14 protein-coding genes and 1 pseudogene are annotated in these 17,347 nt (G+C 70.9%); 11 read left to right on the top strand and 4 right to left on the bottom strand.

Annotation, left to right across the window (positions count from 1 at the left end):
- Nucleotides 1-22: 22 nt before the first annotated feature.
- Together QSK05_RS19165 and QSK05_RS19160 are read left to right on the top strand one after the other, a co-directional pair.
- The gene (locus QSK05_RS19165; protein ID WP_285598617.1) at nt 23-688 is read left to right on the top strand and encodes a hypothetical protein; all 666 of its coding nucleotides are present in this window, start codon (nt 23-25) and stop codon (nt 686-688) included.
- Nucleotides 685-1,617, top strand: coding sequence for an HTTM domain-containing protein (locus QSK05_RS19160; protein WP_285598616.1), 933 nt, complete (start codon nt 685-687; stop codon nt 1,615-1,617). The genes QSK05_RS19165 and QSK05_RS19160 overlap by 4 nt, the downstream gene beginning before the upstream one ends.
- Before the next feature lie 252 nt (nt 1,618-1,869).
- On the opposite strand, the gene QSK05_RS19155 is transcribed toward QSK05_RS19160, so the two are convergent.
- A complete protein-coding gene (locus QSK05_RS19155; RefSeq protein ID WP_285598615.1) occupies nt 1,870-3,966 on the bottom strand; it encodes a diguanylate cyclase in 2,097 nt (698 codons plus the stop codon).
- 166 nt (nt 3,967-4,132) lie between these two features.
- Here QSK05_RS19155 and thrS point away from each other — a divergent pair, with 166 nt between their 5' ends.
- Both thrS and QSK05_RS19145 read left to right on the top strand, forming a co-directional pair.
- Nucleotides 4,133-6,118: a threonine--tRNA ligase gene (gene thrS / locus QSK05_RS19150; RefSeq protein WP_285598614.1), complete on the top strand. Its 1,986-nt coding sequence runs from the start codon at nt 4,133-4,135 to the stop codon at nt 6,116-6,118.
- A gap of 95 nt (nt 6,119-6,213) precedes the next feature.
- A complete protein-coding gene (locus QSK05_RS19145; RefSeq protein ID WP_285598613.1) occupies nt 6,214-7,539 on the top strand; it encodes an alpha-amylase family protein in 1,326 nt (441 codons plus the stop codon).
- On the opposite strand, the gene QSK05_RS19140 is transcribed toward QSK05_RS19145, so the two are convergent.
- A complete protein-coding gene (locus QSK05_RS19140; protein WP_285598612.1) occupies nt 7,530-8,909 on the bottom strand; it encodes a serine hydrolase domain-containing protein in 1,380 nt (459 codons plus the stop codon). The genes QSK05_RS19145 and QSK05_RS19140 overlap by 10 nt on opposite strands.
- 45 nt (nt 8,910-8,954) lie before the next feature.
- On the opposite strand from QSK05_RS19140, the gene QSK05_RS19135 reads away from it, so the two are divergent.
- The 5 genes from QSK05_RS19135 (at nt 8,955) to QSK05_RS19115 (ending at nt 12,732) form a co-directional block, all read left to right on the top strand.
- Entirely contained in the window at nt 8,955-9,089 is a 135-nt protein-coding gene (locus QSK05_RS19135) for a hypothetical protein (protein ID WP_285598611.1), read from the top strand.
- Nucleotides 9,090-9,176: 87 nt separating this feature from the next.
- Nucleotides 9,177-10,853, top strand: a complete 1,677-nt coding sequence (locus QSK05_RS19130; RefSeq protein WP_352301911.1) for an L-lactate permease — start codon at nt 9,177-9,179, stop codon at nt 10,851-10,853.
- A gap of 52 nt (nt 10,854-10,905) precedes the next feature.
- A complete protein-coding gene (locus QSK05_RS19125) occupies nt 10,906-11,748 on the top strand; it encodes a class I SAM-dependent methyltransferase (protein ID WP_352301806.1) in 843 nt (280 codons plus the stop codon).
- Nucleotides 11,745-12,269: a tryptophan-rich sensory protein gene (locus QSK05_RS19120; protein ID WP_285598608.1), complete on the top strand. Its 525-nt coding sequence runs from the start codon at nt 11,745-11,747 to the stop codon at nt 12,267-12,269. The genes QSK05_RS19125 and QSK05_RS19120 overlap by 4 nt, the downstream gene beginning before the upstream one ends.
- Before the next feature lie 115 nt (nt 12,270-12,384).
- Nucleotides 12,385-12,732 carry a hypothetical protein gene (locus QSK05_RS19115; RefSeq protein WP_285598607.1) on the top strand — a complete coding sequence of 116 codons (348 nt, stop codon included), beginning with the start codon at nt 12,385-12,387 and terminating at the stop codon, nt 12,730-12,732.
- Nucleotides 12,733-12,751: 19 nt separating this feature from the next.
- Here QSK05_RS19115 and QSK05_RS19110 read toward each other — a convergent pair whose 3' ends face one another.
- Entirely contained in the window at nt 12,752-14,002 is a 1,251-nt protein-coding gene (locus tag QSK05_RS19110) for an acyltransferase family protein (protein WP_285598606.1), read from the bottom strand.
- Between the two features lie 84 nt (nt 14,003-14,086).
- Between QSK05_RS19110 and QSK05_RS19105 the strand changes: the two genes are divergently transcribed.
- Nucleotides 14,087-15,217 (top strand): glycerate kinase, encoded by a 1,131-nt coding sequence (locus QSK05_RS19105; protein WP_285598605.1) that lies wholly within the window; start codon nt 14,087-14,089, stop codon nt 15,215-15,217.
- Between the two features lie 54 nt (nt 15,218-15,271).
- Nucleotides 15,272-15,787 carry a membrane protein insertion efficiency factor YidD gene (gene yidD / locus QSK05_RS19100; RefSeq protein ID WP_285598603.1) on the top strand — a complete coding sequence of 172 codons (516 nt, stop codon included), beginning with the start codon at nt 15,272-15,274 and terminating at the stop codon, nt 15,785-15,787.
- Nucleotides 15,788-15,841: 54 nt separating this feature from the next.
- Here the strand turns inward: yidD and QSK05_RS19095 are convergent.
- Nucleotides 15,842-17,302 (bottom strand): annotated as a pseudogene (locus QSK05_RS19095) (aldehyde dehydrogenase family protein).
- Nucleotides 17,303-17,347 lie beyond the last annotated feature (45 nt).

Genomic DNA, 17,347 nt, shown 5'->3' with positions numbered 1-17,347 from the left:
GTCGTGTCCTAGGATCTCCGGCGTGTCCCCACCCCAGCCCGGCGATCGGCCCCCGGTCCTCACCCCTCCTGATCACCCTGATCACCCTGACCGCCGCGTCGATCCCGTCGAGGAGGCCGGGCGGCTCTCCCGCCGGAGTCTGGTCTGGCGGGCTGCCGCCCTGGCCGCCGGAACCCTGATGGTGATCAACGGCTCGGTGTTCGGCAACGACGTGTACTGGCCCTTCGGGCCGATGAGCCAGTTCGCCTTCCGCACCGGCACCAACGACGCGATCCGCTCCACCTTCCTGGCGGCGGTGGACGAGGACGGCATGTTGCAGCGGGTCACCCTCAGCCCGGCCAACCTGGGCATCGCCCGGGCCGAGATCGAGGGCCAGCAGCCCCGGTTCGTACGGGAGCCGGACATGCTCTCCGCCCTCGCGGCGAACTACCGGCGGATCCACCCCGACGCCCCGGAACTCACCCAGCTGTGGCTGTGCGAGAAGGTGACCAAACTGCACAACGGGCGCGACGCCGGCAGCACCACCGAGACCGTCGTCGGCTGGCCGGAGAACTCTCAGGTCCCGGCCGACCTGCCGGAGTTCGGCGGGACGAAGGTTCCCTACCGAGCCGGGACCGGCAGTACCCCGGACAGCTCGCCGAGCAGCACTCCCAGCAGCACTCCCAGCAGCACGGAGGCACCGCAGTGACCGCCCAGGCAACCCTCCCCGTCGCCGGCGGACCGCCGGCCGGCCCGGTGCCCTCACGGGCGCAGCGGCTGCGCGGCTGGGTCTTCACCCCGGTGCCCCTGGCCCGGGTCGCCGTGCTGCGGGTGATCGTCTACCTGTTCGTGGTCTACGACCTGTTCTACGTCGTCAACGACCCGCCGCACCTCGCCCAGAACTCGGCGGCGCTCTACCGCCCGATCCGGATCCGCTCCTGGCTGGATCTGCCCGTCCCGTCGACCGGCTACGTGCTCGCCGAGCGGGCCGTGGTGATCGCCGCGTGCGCCGTGGTGATCGCCGGGGTCCTTCTGCGCCTGCCCCGGTGGCTCACGGCCCTGGCCGGGGTGCTGGTCGCGGCCGGGTTCACCGACTGGGTCTCGATCGGCATGTCCTACAGCAAGATCGACCACGACCACTTCGCGCTGATCATGGCCGTCTGGGTCCTGCCCACGGTCGGCACGACCCTGCTGCGTGGCCGGGCCGCCGGCATCCGGTCCGAGGCGGCCGGCTGGGCCCTGCTCTGCATCCAGGTCGGCTGCGTGGCCATCTACTTCCTCTCCGCCGTCGCCAAAGTGCGCTACGGGGGCTGGAACTGGGTGACCGGTTCGACGTTCGCCTGGGCCATGACCCGACGTGGCACCGGGCTCGGCCGGGCCCTTCTCGACCCGCCGTGGATCCTCACCGCGTCCCAGTTCCTGATCTTCACGATCGAGGTGTTCTCGCCGCTGATCCTCTGGGCGCGGGGCCGGGTCCGTTACCTGATGGTGCTCGGGTTCATGGTCTTCCACCTGAGCACCTACCTGGCCATGAAGATCCACTTCCTGCCGCTGGTGATCTGCCTGCTGGCGTTCCTGCCGCTGGAGATCCTCCTGCGGCGCCGGGAACAGCCGGTCGCGGCCACCCCGACGGCCTAGGGCCGCCACGAACATTCGCGGGCGGCCCCCTTCACGCCGCTACTCATGATCAGGCCCGGTTCGTGATCATGCAGCCCCCGGTTTCCCGGGGACAGTTTGCATGATCACGAAGAAGGCTTCGAGCTGCTCCGGCAGTTCGACCCAGCTCAGCCCAGCTCGGCCCAGCTCGGCCCAGCTCAGCCCAGCTCAGCCCAGCTCGGCCTAGTTCGAAAGAGGAGAGGGGCCGGCCTTCGTGGTCCCGGCGCCCGGGCGTCAGCCCTTCCGGCTCCGGGCCGGGTGTGCTGTGTCACCCGGCCGGACCGGCGTGTGGCGGGGCGCCGGGGTCGGGGCGGGCACGGGCTGGGGTTGTGATCCGCGCGGTGACGGCACGGCGTGCAGAGCGGCCGGGCTCATCGCGCTCCCCGGACTCACCTCACTCACTGAACGGCCGGCCGGCGAGCCGGACCGCCGGTGGCGCTTGTCCTGGTACATCGCGCTGTCCGCGTCCTTCAGCAATTCTTCCGGGTCGGAGGCCGGGTTCTGGGTGAAGGTGACGCCGACGCTCGCGGTCACCGGCGTGGTCGGGGCCGGGGTGAAACCGGTACCGACGGTACCCAGCGCCTGCGCCACCTGCTCGGCCAGGTCGTGCACGGCCCCGGCCGAGGCGGCCCGGGTGAGGACGACGAACTGGTCGCCTCCCAGCCGGGCCGTGAACGCCTGCTGCGGTACGGCCGCGGCCAGCACGGTGGCCGTCCGGGCGATCAGGTCGTCGCCGCCGGTGAGTCCCAGCTCGTCGTTGACCACGTGGAAGTTGTCCAGGTCGACCATCAGCACGCCGAGCCCGGCCTCCTGGTCGCGCAGGCGGGCGATCTCGGAGTTCAGCCGCTCCCGCAGGGCCAGGCGGTTGGCCAGGCCGGTCAGCGGGTCGGTCCGGGTCTGACGCCGGAGCCACTGCTCGTGCGCCTGTGCCGCGGTGACGTCGCGCATCTGCACCAGGGCGTGCGCGGGCCTGCCCTCCTCGTCGCGGGTCAGGGTGACGACCAGCTGGATGTAGAGGTGGCCGGTGCCGACGGGCATCCGGGCCAGGTGCTCGATCGTGTCACCGGGAAAGGTGCCCGCCGGCTCGGCGACCAGAAGGTCGAGATCCTCCAGCAGCGCGCGGCGGTCGGCCACGTCGTCCGGGTGATCGGGACGCGGTCCCTCCTCGCCCGCCCGCACCGAACCCGGGGGTCGTGCCGGACCGGCCAGGACGTCCTCGATCGGGAGACCCACCAGGCCCGGACCCGACGGCCCGGACGTGCCCGGACGGCCGGTCAGCGTGCCCGCAGCGGGGTTGGCGCGCACGATGCGCCCGTTGTCGGCGCCGGTGACCGCGATCACGACGATCCCGTCGGAGGCGTGCCGGAAGGCCGCCCCGAGCAGCTCCTCGGCCGCCCGGCGGGCATGGTCGGCGGTCTGCGCGGCGGTCACGTCCCGGGCGAAGACGTGCCGGCCGGGCTCGTGCCGGGAGGCCCACATCTGCAGCTCGACGATCTTCTCGGTGCCGTCCTGGCAGAGCAGCGGGCCGCACCGGTGGATGACAGTTCCCTGCTGCACCTCGTTCAGCTCGTCCTGCACCGCCGGCCGGTTGCGTTCGGGTACCAGCAGGTCGAGCGCGCTCGTCCCCAGCACCTCGGCCCGGGACCAGCCGAAGGTGCGCTCCGCCGCGGTGTTCCAGAAGGTGATCCGGCCCTCGCGGTCACAGGAGTAGTAGGGGTCGAAGGAGGTCTCGACGATCTCCCGGGCGTTGCGCGACTGCCGGGCCAGCTGCTCGGTGGCGTGCCGGGCCCGCTCCAGGGCGTCGCCCATCTGGAAGATGCCGATCGCGTGGTCGGCCAGCACGCGCAGCATCTTCAGCTGGTCCTGCGTGAATGTCTGGGGCTGCTCGTCCCAGGCACAGAGCGTGCCGACGATGTGCCCGGTCAGGGTGCGCATCGGCACCGAGGCGTAGAACCCGATCCGGCCGAGCGTGCCGTCGATGACCGGGCTGTCGGCCAGGATCGGCACGGTCGCGGTGTCCGGGGCCACGAGCTCCTGACCGCTGCGCACCACCAGGTCGCAGGGAATGTCCTCGCGGGGAAACCGGCCCGGCTCGCCACCCACGGTGGCGATCGCGTGCAGCCACTCCTCGTCCACGATGTTGATCGTGGCGTTGGGTACCTGGCACAGCTGCGCGGCCAGGGCCACCACCTGCTCGATGCCCTGGCTGACGGGCCGCTCCAGCAGCCCCAGCGCGCGCACCGCCTCGATCCGTGCCTGCTCCTGGCGGTCCACCTCGGTGATACCGCCGAAATAGGCTTCCTGTGCCTCGTCCAGCTCCTGCGTCGCCACAGGCTCGCTATCGGCGCATCCGTGCCCCGGCCTGAGCCCGTCCCGAGCTCGTCCGGAGCTCGTAACGGGGGACACGGGCGAATCCCGGACGCGAAGGCTCACCGGCGCTCGATAGCATCGGGACGGCCACTCGTACGGGTGCCCACCGAACTAATGAGGAGTCACTGTGTCAGCCCAGGTCACCGTGTCCGTATCCGGTTCCCCGCGGGAGGTTGCCGCGGGGACCACGGCCGCGGACCTGTTCGCCGACGACCGCGCCGTCATTGTCGCGCGTGTCGACGGCGAGCTGCGCGACCTCACCCACGAGCTCACCGGGGGCGAGGAGGTCGAGCCCGTCACCGCCGCCGACCCCGAGGGCCTGGCCGTGCTGCGGCACTCCACCGCCCACGTGCTCGCGCAGGCCGTGCAGGCCACCTTCAAAGACGCCAAGCTCGGCATCGGCCCGCCGATCAAAGACGGCTTCTACTACGACTTCGACGTCGAGACCCCGTTCACCCCGGACGACCTGAAGGCCCTCGACAAGGCGATGCAGCGCCTGATCAAGGACGGCCAGACCTTCCGGCGCCGCGTCGTCACCGACGACGAGGCCCGCGCCGAGCTGGCCGACGAGCCGTACAAGCTCGAGCTGATCGGTCTCAAGGGCGGTTCGGTCGAGGACGCCGCCGAGGGTGCCTCCGCCGAGGTCGGCGGCGGCGAGCTGACCATCTACGACAACCTCAACCGCAAGGGTGAGGTTGCCTGGAAGGACCTCTGCCGCGGTCCGCACGTGCCGACCACCAAGATGATCGGCAACGGTTTCCAGCTGATGCGCAGCGCCGCCGCGTACTGGCGGGGCAGCGAGAAGAACCCTCAGCTGCAGCGCATCTACGGCACCGCGTGGGCCACCAAGGACGAGCTGAAGGCCTACCTGGACCGGCTCGCCGAGGCCGAGCGCCGCGATCACCGCAAGCTCGGCACCGAGCTCGACCTGTTCAGCTTCCCGGACGAGATCGGTTCCGGCCTGGTGGTTTTCCACCCCAAGGGCGGCGTGATCAAGCGGGTGATGGAAGACTACGTGCGTAACCGGCACATCGAGGAGGGCTTCTCCTACGTCGGCACGCCGCACATCTCCAAGGGCCAGCTCTTCGAGACCTCCGGGCACCTGCCGTACTACGCGGACACCATGTTCCCGCCGATGGACCTCGAGAACAGCCAGTACTACCTCAAGGCCATGAACTGCCCGATGCACAACCTGATCTTCAGGTCACGTGGGCGTTCCTACCGTGAGCTGCCGCTGCGCCTGTTCGAGTTCGGCTCGGTCTACCGCTACGAGAAGTCCGGTGTGGTGCACGGTCTCACCCGCGTGCGGGGCCTGACCCAGGACGACTCACACAGCTACGTGACCCCCGAGCAGGCCCCGGACGAGATCCGCCACCTGCTGAAGTTCGTCACCGGGCTGCTGCGCGACTTCGGGCTCGACGACTACTACCTCGAGCTGTCCACCCGCTCCGACGACCCGGCGAAGAAAGACAAGTTCGTCGGCTCGGACGAGGACTGGGAGAAGGCCACCCAGGTGCTGCGCACCGTGGCCGAGGAGTCCGGCGCGCAGCTGGTGCCCGACCCGGGCGGCGCCGCGTTCTACGGCCCGAAGATCTCCGTGCAGGCCAAGGACGCCATCGGCCGCACCTGGCAGATGTCGACCATCCAGTACGACTTCAACCAGCCCAAGGGCTTCGGCCTGGAGTTCGCCGCCGCCGACGGCACCCGGCAGCAGCCGGTGATGATCCACTCGGCCAAGTTCGGTTCGCTGGAGCGGTTCTTCGGTGTCCTGGTCGAGCACTACGCCGGTGCGTTCCCCCCGTGGCTCGCCCCGGTGCAGGCCGTCGGCATCCCGGTCACCGACGACCACGTGCCCTACCTGAACGACGTCGCCGCGAAGCTGCGCACGGCCGGCGTGCGGGTGGAGGTCGACGACTCGGACGACCGTATGCCCAAGAAGATCCGCACCCACACCAAGCAGAAGGTGCCCTTCATGCTGATCGTGGGCGACGACGACGTGGCCAAGGGCGCCGTGTCGTTCCGCTTCCGTGACGGCTCGCAGGACAACGGCGTGCCGATCGACGACGCGATCGAGCGGATCACCGAGGCGATCAAGACCCGCGCCCAGGTCTGACCTTCCGCACAGGTCTGAGTCTCCGCACCCACAGACGGCGCCGACGCTTCCGAGGGAGCCCGGCGCCGTTCGCGTTTCTACGAGGAAGAGGCCCGATGTCCGTCTGGTCGGATCACGTCATCTGGTGGCAGCTCCATCCGCTCTCCTTCACCGGGGCGCCGGCGACGGCCCCGGAATCGACCTCCGAAGAGCCGGTGCCGCGGCTCGCCCGGCTGCACCACTGGCTGGGATACGTCATCGAGCTCGGCGCCAACGGCCTGCTGCTCGGGCCCGTCTTCGCCAGCCAGACCCATGGCTACGACACGGTCGACCACTTCCGCCTCGATCCCCGCCTCGGTGACGGGAGCACCTGGGACGCCCTGGTGGAGGACTGCCGGGAGCACGGCGTGATGCTGTTGCTGGACGGTGTGTTCAACCACGTCGGGCGCGACTTCCCGCAGTTTCGGGACGTGCTCGAGAAGGGCGCGGACTCGGAGTACACCGGCTGGTTCCACGTCGACTTCAGCGCCTCCGGGGAACTCACCTACCGTGACTTCGAGGGCCACGGCGGGCTGGTCGCGCTCAACCACGAGAGTCCGGCGGTGCGGCAGTACACCATCGACGCGATGCGGTACTGGCTCGACCGCGGCGCGAACGGCTGGCGGCTGGACGCGGCCTACGCGGTGCCGTCGGCGTTCTGGCACGACGTGATCGGCGAGGTCCGTTCCACCCATCCCGACGCCTGGTTCCTCGGCGAGGTCATCCACGGCGACTACCCGGCGCTGGTGGCCGACGGCGGGCTGGACTCGCTGACCCAGTACGAGCTGTGGAAGTCGGTCTGGAGCAGCCTCAACGACACCAACCTGTGGGAACTGGCCTGGACCCTCGACCGGCACAACACCTTCAGCTCGGCCTTCGTGCCGCAGACCTTCCTGGGCAACCACGACGTCACCCGTCTGGCCAGCCGCCTCGACGACCCCCGGCACCTGGGCCACGCCCTGGCCGTACTGTTCACGGTCGCCGGGGTGCCGAGTGTGTACGCCGGGGACGAGCAGGCGTTCCGGGGCGTCAAGTACGAGCGGGTGGACGGCGACGCCGAGATCCGCCCGGAATTCCCCGAGAACCCGGACGAGCTGTCGGATCTCGGCCGGCCCATCTACCGCCTGCACCAGGACCTGATCGGCCTGCGCCGGCGGCACCCCTGGCTGACCCACGGCATCTCCAGCCAGGTGCACCTGGCCAACGAGGTCTTTGCCTACCGGGTGACGAATCCCGAGGGCGGACCGGGACTGGCCGTGCTGCTGAACATCTCGGACCAGCCGTACGGCTTCGACCTCGGCGGGCCGCTCACGCGACTGCTGGGCAGTTCCCCCGACGAACCCGGCACCCAGGTCGAGGCGCACGGCTGGGCGATCATGGAATATCAGGAGCATCAGGAGTAAGGACGCCAGCCCTCCCGGTCCACGCCTCCCGGCACCGGGGCGGTGGGGTCGTAGGGCGTGCGGGTGAAGGCGAACGTGCCGATGTCGAGGGAGACCACGCGCCCCTGCGCATCGCGCACGGGCCGGAGCGTCTCACCCGCGTGATAACCCTCCAGCCCGACCCATCGGCCCTGCACGTCACGCCGGAAGCGCCCGCTGCGCGCGCCGTTCCCCAGCCCGGTCGCGACCAGGTCACCGTCGGCGGTGAGCCGGAGCCCGGTGCCGCTCGGGCCCCAGTACCAGGTGCCGGTCAGGGCCAGGGCGTCCTCGTCCACCTTCTCCAGGGGCTTCCAGCTGGGCCCGACGTAGGGTTCGTGGTCCCGCATGATCCGGAGCATCGCCATGGCCAGGTCGTTGCTGTTGCCGTTGGTGGCGTTGGCCAGCACCACCGCGCCGGTCTGCTGCGCCGGCTCGGCGAACAGCCCGGCCACGAAGCCCGGCATCGAGCCGCCGTGGCCGATCACGACCGCGCCCCCGTCGATTTCGTAGCTGAAGACTCCCAGACCGTATCCGCGGCGCCCCCGGCCGGCCTCCACCCCCGTCACCTCGGCCATCTCCGCGACGGTCGAGGTGGCGAGAACGCCCGCACCGCCGCGGGACCCGAGCAGGAACCCGGCGAACCGGCCGAGGTCGGCGACCGTGGACCAGAGTTGCCCGGCCGCGGCCCCAGCGCCGGAGTCCTCGGTGGGCTCGGGCAGCAGCAGGTCTGCCCACGGATGCACGGCCCACCCCCGCGCCGCGCCCGGTTCGGCGAAGTACGACGTGCGGAGCATGCCCAGCGGGTTCAGCACCTCCGCCTGCAGGACGTCGAACCACGCGCACCCCCGCAGCCGCGCAACCACCTCACCCAGCACCGCGTACCCCAGGTTGGAGTAGTGGAACCGGCGCCCGGCCGGGTACAGCACGTCGTCACGCCGCAACCGCGCCGCGAGGTCGGACCAGCCGACGCCCGGTACACGCTCCCACCAGTCCCCCGGCAACTCGGCCCGCAACCCGGACTCGTGCGCCAGCAGCTGCCCGACGGTGCGCTCGCCGAACGGCAGCCCGGGAACGTGCTTCTCGATCGGGTCGTCGAGACCGAGCAGGCCCTCGTCCCGCAGCCGGAGCACGGCCACGGCCGTCATCGTCTTGGTGATCGATCCGATCCGGTACTGCGTGAAAGGGCCGGGCTGCGCGCCGTCCACCGTTCCGCGGGCACCCGACCAGACCAGGTTCCCGCCCCGGGTGACCCCGGCGACCACGCTCGGGAGCCGCCCGTCCCGCTGGGTGCGCGCCAGTTCGGCGAGTAGACGGCGTGCGGTCGACGGTGCGATCGATTCATCCCCGGTCATGCCGCGCATGCTATGTCACGATCTTCACCGCCTCCTCGAGGGTTCGTGAAATTTTTTTACTGTCAACAGGTTCCGCGTAACAGCGCGGCGAAGGACGAGATCTTCACCAGCCCCGCCGGTGCTGCCGGGAACCGCCGCCCACCGCTGATCTGCCTGGACGGCGCCTACACCAGCACCTAGAGGTGCCGTCCTCGGCCCACCGGGCGCACGATGTCGGGAGCACTCCCGGACCGTCACATCGTCGTGCGTCGTGGTGGAGACATGCTCATGTACCGACAGGAACTCGATCCCCTGGCCGGCAGCCTCGCCTGGTCGGCCCTGTTCGCGGCGATCCCGCTCGTGGTCCTCTTCGTCATGCTCGGGGTGTTCCGGGTGCGGGCCTGGCTGGCCGCCCTCACCGGTTTGACGCTCTCGCTCGTCGTGGCCGTGCTCGTCTGGTCCATGCCCGCCGGTCAGGCGCTCCTAGCGGCGACGGAAGGGGCCGCGTTCGGCCTGTTCCCGGTGATGTGGATCGTGATCAACGCCCTCTGGGTGTACGAGCTGACGCGCCGGTCGGGCCATTTCGACGTCCTGCAGCGCACGTTCACCGGCATCAGCCCGGACGTGCGGATCCAGGGCGTGATCATCGCGTTCTGCTTCGGGGCCCTGCTCGAGGCCCTGGCCGGGTTCGGGGCGCCGGTGGCGATCTGCTCGGTGATGCTGGTGGCGATCGGGCTGAGCCCGCTGAAGGCCGCCACCACGGCCCTGGTCGCGAACACCGCCCCGGTGGCGTACGGCGCGGTCGCCACGCCGGTGATCACGCTGGCCCAGGTGTCGGGGCTGCCCCTGCGCGACATCAGCGCCATGACCGGGCGGCAGGTGCCGTTCCTCGCGCTGATCGTGCCGTTCCTGCTGCTCTACCTGCTCGACGGGCGGCGGGGCCTGCGGGACGTCTGGCCGGTGGCCGCGGTCTGCGGGGTGTCGTTCGCCCTCGCCCAATTCGCTGTGTCCAACTACGGGCCGGTCGAGCTCAGCGACATCGCCGCGGCCCTGGTCTCGGCGGGAGCCGTGCTGGTGTTCCTGCGGGGGTGGTCACCGGCGCCCATGGTGGACGCCCCTGAGCCTTCCGGTTCCGTCGCACCTTCCGGTCCTCCCGGGAGGAGGGAAGGTGAGGAGACATCGGCGGTCTCACCGACGTCCTCAGTGAAAACTCTCGAGAACCCCGAGCGCCACGACCGATGGCTGGCCTTCGCGCCCTACCTGATCGTGATCGCGCTCTTCAGCATCGTCGCGATCCCGGCGGTGAAGGAGACCCTGTTGCGGCCCTCGGCCCGGTTCGGCTGGCCCGGGCTCGACGTGGTGAAGGCCGACGGCAGCGAACTGGCGCTCACCACCTTCAAATTCGAGTGGCTGGGGACGGGTGGGACGGTGCTGCTGCTGACCGGGGTGCTGACCGGCCTGCTGCTGCGCCTGCCCCTGGCCGCATGGGGACGGGCCTACGGCGCGGTGCTGGTGCAACTGCGCACCGCGATCCTGACCGTGGTGGCGGTGCTGGGCATCGCCTACGTGATGAACACGTCGGGCATGACCACCACGCTGGGTGTCTGGCTGGCCGGTGCCGGCTCGTTCTTCGCGCTGCTGTCGCCGCTGCTGGGCTGGTTCGGCACGGCCGTGACCGGTTCGGACACCTCGTCGAACTCGCTGTTCGGGGCCCTTCAGGTGAGTGCGGCGGCCGAGACCGGGCTCGATCCCCTGCTGCTGGCCGCATCGAACGGGTCGGGCGGGGTGCTGGGCAAGATGGTCAGCCCGCAGAACCTGGCCATCGGCGCGGCCGCCGTCGGGCTGGCCGGGCGGGAGGGCGAGCTGTTCCGGGCGGTGCTGAAGGCGACGGTGATCCTCCTGCCGGTGATGTGTCTTCTCGTCGTGCTGCAGGCCTCACCGGTGCTGTCGTGGATGGTGCCCTGAGGGTCTGCGGCCGACGGTAGGCCGACGGTAGGCCGACGGTAGATTGTCGCGAATGGGACAGGGGTTGCGAGCGCATCGCGGGCCGGGCCGGCGGGACGTGCGCACCGTGGAAGACGCCTTACGGTTGCTGGACAGCATGTTTCCCACCTCGGCGGATCGCTGGAGCGACGGTGCGGGCGGGGCCTGGTGGGACGGCTTCTACACCGGTCGGGACCGGTCCGTACCGTTCTTCGAGAACAAGCCGGACGAGAACCTGGTGGCCCATCTGGAGGCCGGCCGGATCCGGCCGGGCCGGGCACTCGACCTCGGCGCCGGACCGGGACGCAACGCGCTGTTCCTGGCCTCGCGGGGTTTCACGGTCGACGCGATCGACCTGTCCGACAAAGCCGTGGCCTGGGCCCGGGAACGTGCGCAGAAACAGGGGCTGGCGGTGAACTTCGTCGTCGGCGACGCCTTCCAGGAGGCGGGGGGCGAGCTGGGCGGACCGTACGACCTGATCTACGACTCCGGCTGTCTGCACCACCTGCCGCCGCACCGCCGGGTGAGCTACCGGGCACTGCTCGAGCGGCTGCTGGCACCGGGCGGTCACTTCGGTGTCTCCTGTTTCGCCGCCGGCCGGATGGGCTCGGACGAGCCGGACGCCGAGCTGTACCGGTCGCAGTCACTGGCCGGTGGTCTGGCCTTCTCCCCGGACGACCTGCGCTGGCTGTTCCAGGACCTCACCGAGGTCGAGATCCGCCCGATGCTGGCCCAGTCCGGCGAATCCTCCTGGTTCGGCCTGGACTTCCTGGTCACGGCACTGTTCGAGCGCCCCTCCGAGGCGCCCTCCGCCATACCCTCTGCCGTGTCCTCCGAGGTGCGCGAGGAGCCGCCGTCGCCGAAGCTGGACCGGTGAGCGTCCGAACCAGACTGTCCACGGCCCTGCGGGCGTCCGTGCGCCCCGTCGCCCTGACCGCCGGGCTGATGCTCGCCGGCACCGCGGCGGGCCGTCCCGACGACCCGGCCTACTACCGATCCCTGCGCCAGGCGCCCTACGCCCCACCGCCCGTGGCATTCGGGCCGGCCTGGGCGATCGCCAAGCTGGGCTGGTCGGTGGCCACCCTGCGGGCGGCGCGGACGGTTCCGGGCCCCGACCGGGGTCGTCTGCTCGCTCTGGCCGCGGTCGACGCCGCCGTGTACGTGAGTTTCTCCTACGCCTACTTCCGGCGCCGCAGCCCCGTGCTCGCCGCTGCCTGGACCGCCACCGACGCGGCCGTCACCGCAGCGGCCCTGCCCCTGCTGGCCCGGCACGACCGGGCGGCTGCGGCGGCCCTGCTTCCCCAGGCGGCCTGGCTCGGCCTGGCCACCCCGGTGGCCGTCTACCAGGCCCGGGCCAACCCGGACCCGATCTTCGGGAAGCGGTTCGTCAGTCTCTGACCTGGTCGCTGGGTCGGTCGCTGGGTCGGTCGCTGGGTCAAGCTTCTCGGTGCGGGCGGTTAAGCGTCTCCCAAGCCACTTCACCTGCGCCTGGTCGGCGTCCATGCTCGTGGTCGTGCACTCCCGACGACACGTAGCTCCCGCCCTGGCCGCTCTCGGTACCGCCCTGCTGCTCGCGGCCTGCAGCGGTGGGGGTTCCGACAGCAGCCCGGCCCCGACCGGTAGCAGCGAGAGCAGCACGAGCGGTGAGAGCGCCGAGGCCGCCAAGGGCCAGGCCTGCGAGGAGTACCGCGATCTCTCGGCGCAGGTCGACGCCGCGAACGCGCAGGCGCAGGACCTCACGGTCAGCACCGAGGAAGACGGCAAGAAGGTGACCGAGTTGCTGACCAAGGTCAGTGACCTGACCGAGCAGGCCGACGCCGCCTACGCCCTCTGCTACGCCGAGGGCAGCGAGCCCCAGTAGCTGAGCCGGTCCCGGTGACTCAGCGGGTGTGGCGCCCCTGCTGCCGGGCTGCCGTCACGATCGCGATCGGCACGGTGTCGGACGTCGCGGAGACCGGCGGCAGCACCTGACGCACGGGCGGGGCCGCCTGTACGGAGGGCTGCGCCGGCTCGGTGCGGCCCCCGGGCACGACCGAACGGCCGGGTGTCGTCGTCCGTACCGGCTCGTCGTCCGCCAGCGCGGAGGCCGCCGGGAGCGTGGACACCCGCTGGAACCTCGACTTCAGTCGCAGGATCGGCTTCTCGAACAGGTACCACGAGGCGGCCGCGGCGACGACCGCCGCGACGGCCGCGATCGCGCGTTCCTTGCCGGTCAGGGCGCGTCCGTGCGGTTCCAGACTGATGAACACCCAGTTCCAGAGGTAGAGCCCGTAGGAGAGGGTGCCGAACCAGCGCAGCACCGGGTTGGCGAGCACCGTGAGGGTGGCCGCGCCGAGCACCAGCAGAGCGCTGACCAGCACCACCGGGAACATCAGCAGGGTGGCCTCGCGCCAGTCGGCCTCGGGCAGCCGGGTCAGGAACAGCGGCACCAGGCAGACCACGACCAGGCCGCCGGCTGCGGCCGGGGTGGGCACTCGCAGCCGGGCCTGCGAGCGCACGGACGTGGCCAGGAGGCAGCCGGTGAACAGGAAGATCGCGTTGCTGTCGGGCGAGTAGTAGGTCCAGTCGTAGCTCAGCACGGCGATCGACACGACGTGCCAGATCAGCGCGACGATCCAGATGTTGCGCACGATCGCGGTGATCCGGCGGCGGTCCCCGCGCGCGCGGCCGATGATCAGGCCGAGCAGCAGCGGCCAGACGAAGTAGAACTGCTCCTCGACCGACAGGCTCCACGCATGGGCGAGCACCGAGACGTGGCCGGTCGCGCTCTCGAAGTCCTGGATGTAGAACACCGTGCTGAGGAGGCCGGGCAGGATGTCGTGCAGTCGTGGGTCGTGGGCCAGCCAGAGCACCAGGGGTGTCAGGACCACCAGCAGCGCGAGAGCGGGGAAGAGCCGCAGGCCGCGCCGGATGTAGAAGTCCGTCATGTTGACCCGGCCGAACCGATCCCGCTCGGCCAGCAGCAGGCTGGTGATGAGGAAGCCGGACAGGACGAAGAAGATCGCTACGCCGGCGGGCCCGAGCAGCTCGGCGCGGTAGCTGCTGACGTGGGAGACCACCACCATCAGCACCGCGAGGCCGCGCAGGCCGTCGAGTGCTGGGATCCGGTGATGTGCACTTGTCGATGTCACGACCGTTGACTATGAGGCCTGCGAACGCCGAGTGTTAGCGATTTCGCCGATCATTAACCCACAAGGACGTCGGAGGTACTCTCGGTGATCGATTTCCCGGCCGTGCGGTGCGTGCTGGTCGCTACGGACAAGTTCAAGGGAACGCTGGACGCGGCGACCGCCAACGCGGCGATCGCGCGCGGCCTGCACACCGTTGCCCCGGGGATCGAGGTACGGACGCGGGGGGTGGCCGACGGAGGCGACGGCACCCTTGCGGTGTTGCTGGAGAACGGGTTCGAGGCGGTGGACGTCGAGGTCGCCGGGCCGACGCGGGTGCCCCGGCGGTCGGTCATCGGGCAGCGGGACGACGAGGCGTTCGTCGAGCTGGCCGAGATCTGCGGCCTGGTGCAGCTGCCGGAGGGCCGGCTGGACGGGCTGCACGCCTCCAGCTGGGGGCTCGGACTCGCGGTCCGGGCCGCGCTCGACCTGGGCGCGCGGCGCGTCCACGTCGCGATCGGTGGCAGCGCCTCGACCGACGGCGGGCTCGGTCTGCTGACGGCCCTGGGTGCGGTGGCCACCGATCGGGACGGCCGACCGGTGACGCCCGACGCCTCCGGCCTGCTGAGGGTGGAGCACCTGGACCTCTCCGGTCTGGACCGTCGCCTGGGCGGGGTCGACATCGTCGCCGTGACCGACGTCCGCAATCCCCTCACCGGAACCCAGGGCGCAGCCCACGTCTACGGACCACAGAAGGGGCTCGACGCGTCCACCATCGTGCTGGTCGACGCCGCGCTGGAGCGCTGGGCGAGACTCCTGGGGCCCGGCTTCTCCCCGGAGATTCCCGGTACCGGCGCGGCGGGTGGTGTCGGGGCGGGGATTCTCGGGGGCCTGGGCGGGCGGCTCACACCGGGTGCCCCGTACGTGCTGGACGCGATCGGTTTCGACGCGGACCTGGCGGCGTCCCAGCTGGTGGTGACCGGCGAGGGTTCCTGGGACGAGCAGAGTCTGCAGGGCAAGGCGCCGGCCGAGGTGCTGCGACGGGCCCGGGCCGCCGGGGTGCCCGCGGCGATCGTGGCGGGACGGGTGGCGAGCCGGACGGGACTGCAGGAGTTGGGCGTGCGGTCGGTCACGGCACTGGTCGAGCTGGCCGGTTCCGCCGAGGTCGCCATGCGGGACGCCGAGCCGTTGCTGGAGAGGGCCGGGGCAGACCTGGGCGAGTGGCTCAGAACACGGTGATCCTTCACCTTCCGGGCTGTTTCGAACGACTTCCGGGCTGCCAGAATCCGCTGGATGTACGGGTCGCCGCATCCATCGAATCGGTCGCACGAGTCACATGAGTCACCGCGGTCGAATCAGGAGTCCGAGGGTTTCTGGAGACGCTGGTCGCGGCGGGTCGGCGAGGGCTGCGACTGCGCCGATACCTGCACGGCCCCCTGCGGCTGGGCGAGCGACTGCTTCAGCCTGTTCGAGTGGTCGGGCTGTGACAGTCCGGACTGCAACCTGCCGGACTGTGGCCTGCTGCGGGGCGGCAGCGTGCTCGCCCTCATCGCCCTTCAGGTACCGCAGACACGACCCCGTCCGCGGCCGGGCGTGGCGGCCCGCGCCGGGCTGCTCCTGATCCGGGGGTACCAGCGTTTCCTCTCACCCCGGCTGCCGACCCGTTGCCGCCAGGTGCCCACCTGCAGCCGGTACGGCTATCTGGCGGTGAGCCGGTACGGTCTGCTCACCGGCAGCCGCCTGACAGCGGGCCGGATCGGCCGGTGCAACCGGGCCACCCCGCACGGGACCCTCGACCCGGTGCCGTGAGCACCGGCGTCCTCAAGCAGCTCAAAGCCCTTGCCCTCACCGGGAAGCCTGCTCTCAGAAGGGGTACACCGGAAGGTCACCGCGCAGCGTGACCCACTGGGTCTCGGTGAACGCCTCGATGTTCGCCGCCGGGCCACCCGCTCGGGAACCGTTGCCGGATGCCCCGACCCCACCGAAGGGGGCGACGGCCTCGTCGTTCACCGTCTGGTCGTTGATGTGCACGAGCCCGGCCGGAACGCGCTGCGCGAACGCCAGCCCGGCGTACACGTCCTTCGTGAGAATGCCCAGCGACAGGCCGTACTCGGACCCGGAGGCGAGGGCCACCACCTAGTCCACCGACCCGAAGGCCGTGACCGGTGCGACCGGGCCGAAGATCTCCTGCTGATAGGCCGGAGCCTGTTGGGGCACCCGGCCGAGCACCGTCGGGCGGTAGAAGAGCTCGTCGTAGGTGCCACCGGTCAGCAACGTCGCCCCGGCCGCGACGCTGGAGGTGACCAGGTCGTGCACCCGGTCGCGCTGCCCGGCGTCGATCAGCGGGCCCAGCGCCACCTGCTCGCGGAAAGGGTCACCCACCGGTAGTTTCTCCACCCTCGCGGCGAGTGATGCGGCGTAGGCGTCGACGATCGACTCGTGGACCAGGTGACGGCTGGTCGCCATGCAGATCTGGCCGGAGTTCAGGAACGAGCCCCAGGCCCCGACCGCCGCGGCCTTGTCCACGTCGACGTCCGGCATGACCACCAGCGCCGAGTTACCGCCCAGCTCCAGGTGGGCCCGCTTGAGATGCTGCCCGGCGATCGCCCCGACAGCCCTGCCCGCCTTCGTGGAACCGGTGAACGCGATCACCCGGACCTCGGGGGCGACGATCAGGGCCTCGCCCACGTCCGCCCCTCCCGGCAGCACCTGGAAGACGCCCTCGGGAACCCCGGCCCGGGCGAACACCTCGGCGAACAGGGTGCCTCCGACGACGGCGGTGCGCGGGTCCGGCTTCAGCACGACGGCGTTGCCGAGTGCGAGTGCGGGGGCCACGGCGCGGATCGCCAGGATGGTCGGCACGTTGAACGGTGCGATCACCCCGACCACCCCGACGGGCAGCCGGCGCGCGAAACTCAGCCGCGGCGAGCCGGTCCGGAGCAGTTCCCCGTACGGGTGGCTCGGGAGGGCGGACGCCTCGTAACACTCCTGCGCGCTGGTGTGGACCTGGAAGTCGCCGAACGGCGGGACGGTGCCGGCCTCGCGCGCCAGCCAGCCCTTGATCTCGTCCGCGTTCTGCGTGAGCAGGTCCCCGGCCCGGCGCAGCACGGCGGCGCGCTCCTCGAACGGGCGCGCGGCCCAGTCTTTCTGCGCCGCGGCCGCTCTTGTCGCGGCATCGGTCACGTCACCGGGGGTGGCCCGGCCGACCTGTGCGACCTTCTCGCCGGTGGCGGGTTCCACGCAGTCGTAGACGCCACCGGAGCCGTCGGTCCAGCCACCGGTCCAGATCTTGCCGTGCCAGGAGGTGTCGTCCAGCAGTGCCATCAGTCCGCCGTCCCGTTCGCCGTCGTCCGAGCCGTTCTGCATCTC

It is taken from the genome of Kineosporia sp. NBRC 101731 (assembly GCF_030269305.1).
Lineage (GTDB): Bacteria > Actinomycetota > Actinomycetes > Actinomycetales > Kineosporiaceae > Kineosporia.
This window is presented reverse-complemented; position numbering and strand designations above follow the sequence as displayed.